The sequence below is a fragment of the Desertihabitans aurantiacus genome, from assembly GCF_003344635.1.
GTDB lineage: Bacteria > Actinomycetota > Actinomycetes > Propionibacteriales > Propionibacteriaceae > Desertihabitans > Desertihabitans aurantiacus.
This window is the reverse complement of record NZ_QPKK01000307.1, coordinates 1-4,051: the sequence shown is the minus strand read 5'-3', so window position 1 is coordinate 4,051 and position 4,051 is coordinate 1. Positions and strand designations below refer to the sequence as shown.

The following is a 4,051-nucleotide window of genomic DNA, read 5'->3' as shown; positions in this document are numbered from 1 at the left end:
CGGGCGTCCGGGCGGGAGCCTTCGGACGCGCGGGCGGCTGCGCTCCCGTGTCCGGTCGGGCGGGCTGACGTCGAGCGGTCCGGCCGGGACCGCGGGGGCTGGTGGGCTGCGCACTCGGGTCGCTCACGTGCCCAACGTAGGCCACCGTCCGGCCCGCCCCGGCGGCACCCCGCCGCCCGCGGGGACGGGCATCGCGCCGTCACCGGATCGTCACCTCCCGGTCGTCCGCGACGCACTGCACGCGGCCCCGGTGGCGCTACGCTCCGGCGGGTGCGTGCCTATCGACGATTCAACGTCCACCCCGTGCTGCCGGATCCGCTGCAGCCGCTGGGACGGCTGGCCGGCAACCTGCGCTGGTTCTGGCACACGCCCAGCCAGGACCTGTTCCGCGCCGTCGACCCCGAGCTGTGGGAACGGACCGGACGCGACCCGCTGCGGCTGCTCGCCTCGGTCGACCCCGGTCGGCTGGAGGTGCTGGCCGGGGACCGCCGATTCGTGCGCCAGCTGGCGCAGTGCGAGGCCGACCTGCGCGACTACCTGGGGGCGGACCTGTGGTTCCAGCAGTACGCCGCCGAGCACCCCGAGGCGCCGAAGGCGATCGGCTACTTCTCGGCCGAGTTCGGTGTCGCTGAGGTGCTGCCGCAGTACTCCGGCGGTCTGGGCATCCTCGCCGGTGACCACCTCAAGGCCGCCAGCGACTCCGGCGTGCCGATCATCGGCGTCGGTCTGCTCTACCGCCACGGCTACTTCCGCCAGTCGCTGAACGCCGAGGGCTGGCAGCAGGAGTGGTACCCGCTGCTCGACCCGAGCGCGATGCCGCTGACCCCGCTCACCGAGGACGGCACCGCGGTCACCGTGCAGGTGCCGCTGCACGGGCGGACGCTGACCGCCCAGATCTGGGTGGCCCAGGTGGGGCGGATCCCGCTGCTCATGCTCGACTCCGACCTCGAGGTCAACAGCGAGTACGACCGCTCGGTCACCGACCGGCTCTACGGCGGCGGCGCGGACCACCGGCTGGCCCAGGAGGTGCTGCTGGGCATCGGCGGCGTCCGGGCGCTGCGCGAGTACTGCCGGATCACCGGCCACCCCGAGCCGGAGGTCTACCACGCCAACGAGGGCCACGCCGGTTTCCTCGGCCTGGAGCGGATCCGGGAGTACATGGACGCCGGTGCCGACTTCGACACCGCGGTCGAGCTGACCCGGGCGGGCAACGTCTTCACCACCCACACCCCGGTGCCGGCCGGTATCGACCGCTTCGACGCCTCGATGGTGCACCACCAGTTCTCCGGGTTCGCCCCGCTGCCGGTGGAGCGGGTGATGGCGCTGGGCGCGGAGGACTACGAGGGCGGTGACCCGTCCCGGTTCAACATGGCGGTGATGGGCTTCCGGCTCGGCCAGCGCGCCAACGGCGTCTCGCTGCTGCACGGCGAGGTGTCGCGGGAGATGTTCAACGGCCTGTGGCCCGGGTTCGACACCAGCGAGGTGCCGATCGGCTCGGTGACCAACGGGGTGCACCACCCGACCTGGGTGCACCCGGCCTGGCTGCAGCTGCTGGGCAGCCCGCCCGGGCAGGAGGAGGACCTCGACGGCTGCGACTGGGAGGGCCTGGAGCAGGTCGACGACGACCGGATCTGGTCGATCAAGCGCCGGATGCGGGCCGACCTGGTGACGATGGCGCGGGAGCGGCTGCGGCGCAGCCACGCCGACCGCGGACTGGGCGGTGGGACGGAGTGGATCGACGACGTCCTCGACCCCAAGGTGCTCACCCTCGGCTTCGCCCGCCGCGGAGCGTCCTACAAGCGGCTGACGCTGATGCTGCGCGACCCCGAGCGGCTGATCCGGCTGCTCAACCACCCGACCACGCCGATCCAGATCGTGGTGGCGGGCAAGGCGCACCCGGCCGACGACGTGGGCAAGAGCCTGATCCAGCAGATGGTGCGCTTCGCCGACCGCGAGGACGTCCGGCACCGGTTGGTGTTCCTGCCCGACTACGACATCGCGATGGCCCGCACGCTGTACCCGGGCTGCGACGTGTGGATGAACAACCCGCTGCGCCCGTTCGAGGCCTGCGGCACCTCGGGCATGAAGGCGGCGCTGAACGGGGCGGCGAACCTGTCGATCCGCGACGGCTGGTGGGACGAGTGGTCCGATCCGCGGTGCGGCTGGGACATCCCCTCGGCGGAGTCGATCCGCGACCCCGAGCAGCGTGACGCGGTGGAGTCGCAGACGCTGTACTCGATCATCGAGCACCAGATCGTGCCGCGGTTCTACGAGACCGACCTGCACCAGGTGCCGACCGCGTGGGTGCGGCTGATCCGCGACACCATCTCCATCCTCGGGCCGAAGGTGCTCGCCTCGCGGATGGTGCGGGAGTACGTCACCGAGCTCTACGCCCCCGCCGCCGTGTCCGCCCGGGCCGGTGAGCCGGCGACGGCCACCGAGGTCGCGGCCTGGAAGCGACGGGTGCGCGAGCAGTGGCCGGCGGTCAAGGTGCTGCACGTGGAGTCGCTGAGCGGGGAGAGCGTGCAGGTCGGCGGCACCATGGACGTGGTCGCCCACGTCCAGCTCGGCGGGCTGAGCCCCGACGACGTCGAGGTGCAGATGGTGCTCGGCGACCTCAACGGTGACGACCAGCTCTCCGACGTCGAGTGCGAGGCCTTCACCGGCCGCACCGAGGCGAGCGAGGGCACCTGGCGCTACACCCTGCGCCGGGAGGCCCGCCGGACGGGTTCCCGCGGGTTCACCGTGCGGGTGGTGCCGAAGCACGCCGCCCTGGCCCACCCGGCCGAGATGGGTCTGGCCACGTTGCCGGTGGAGTGAGCGTCCGGTTCCGGGGTCCGGCCGCGATGTCGCGGCAGGATCCCGGGACCGGAGCCGCCGCGGAGACCACCCCGGCCCAGCACCAGCGCGACCAGGACCCACTTCAGCCCGAGGGCGACCAGCGGCACGGTGAGGTCGCCGTCGTCGGGGACGGTCGGTGACACGACGAAGACGTTGGTGGCGGCGTGGAACATCGCGGCGACCAGGACGCTGCCGTCGGTGCGCAGGAACACCCAGGTGAACAGCACCGACTTCGCGGTGATGTCGAGCAGCAGCAGCCAGAGCGGCTGCTGGTGGAGCACGCGACCCTCGGTCCACAGCAGGGGCAGGTGCCACAACCCCCACACCAGGCCCAGCAGCAGGCTGGCCGGCACCGGCCCGAGGCGTTCCAGCAGGCGCGGCAGCGCGAACCCGCGCCATGCCACCTCCTCCCCGAGACCGTCGGTGAGCGTGGCGACCAGCAGGAAGGTCACCAGCAGGAGCCAGCTGCCCCCGACCAGCACCGGCGGGGCGGCGCTCGCTGGGTCACCTCCCAGCAGCACGACGACGCCGGCCACCAGCAGGGCGAACAGCGCCGGTCCCACCAGCACGACCGCGTACCAGACCCAGCGCACCCGCCAGCGCAGCAGCCTCCTGCCGAGGTCCCTCAGGGCGGGGCGGCCACCGGTCAGCAGCGCGGCCAGCGCCGCGGCGACCGCGACGAGCCAGGTCGACAGCGGGTCGAGGACGCCGACCCGGACGCCGAGCGCGCGCGGGACCCACACCAGCCAGGGCAGGCCGAACGCCAGCACGACGAAGGTCGCCATCGGGTGCCGGCGCAGCGCAGCGATCACCCCAGCCACTCCTCGATGGTGCGTGCCGTCCAGGCCGGGTCCTCCAGGTGCGGCACGTGGCCGGTGCCGGCCACTGTCCGGAGCACCCAGTCGGTCCGCGCGGCGGCCCAGCTGCGGGCCGTCGCCGCCGGCGCCTTGGGGTCGTCCTCACCCTGCAGCCACAGGACGGGCAGCCGCAGCGGTGCCAGCCGGCGAGCCATCGCCGCCGGGCGCACCAGCAGCCCCATCACCCCCAGGATCGCCTGCCACTGCGAGCGCTGCGCGGCGGACCAGTCGGCGCCCCGCATACGCCGCCGGGTCTCGGCGACCGCTGCCGCGACCGCCTCCGGCGCGATCCGGGCGGAGTGCGCGGTGGCGTCGCGCAGCTGCTGGTCCACCACCTGCTCCGGGGGCAGCCG

At 73.5% G+C, this 4,051-nt stretch carries 2 protein-coding genes and 1 pseudogene; 1 reads left to right on the top strand and 2 read right to left on the bottom strand.

Annotated elements, in window-relative coordinates:
* Positions 1-270 precede the first annotated feature (270 nt).
* Complete coding sequence (gene glgP / locus DVA66_RS17860) at positions 271-2,820, top strand: alpha-glucan family phosphorylase (RefSeq protein WP_114561256.1); 2,550 nt, start codon at positions 271-273, stop codon at positions 2,818-2,820.
* Between the two features lie 179 nt (positions 2,821-2,999).
* Here glgP and DVA66_RS21755 read toward each other — a convergent pair.
* Together DVA66_RS21755 and DVA66_RS17850 are read right to left on the bottom strand one after the other, a co-directional pair.
* Positions 3,000-3,626 (bottom strand): annotated as a pseudogene (locus tag DVA66_RS21755) (CPBP family intramembrane glutamic endopeptidase); the annotation flags it as partial.
* Between the two features lie 23 nt (positions 3,627-3,649).
* On the bottom strand, positions 3,650-4,051 hold a 402-nt coding region (locus DVA66_RS17850; protein WP_157974101.1), incomplete at its 5' end, for an alpha/beta fold hydrolase.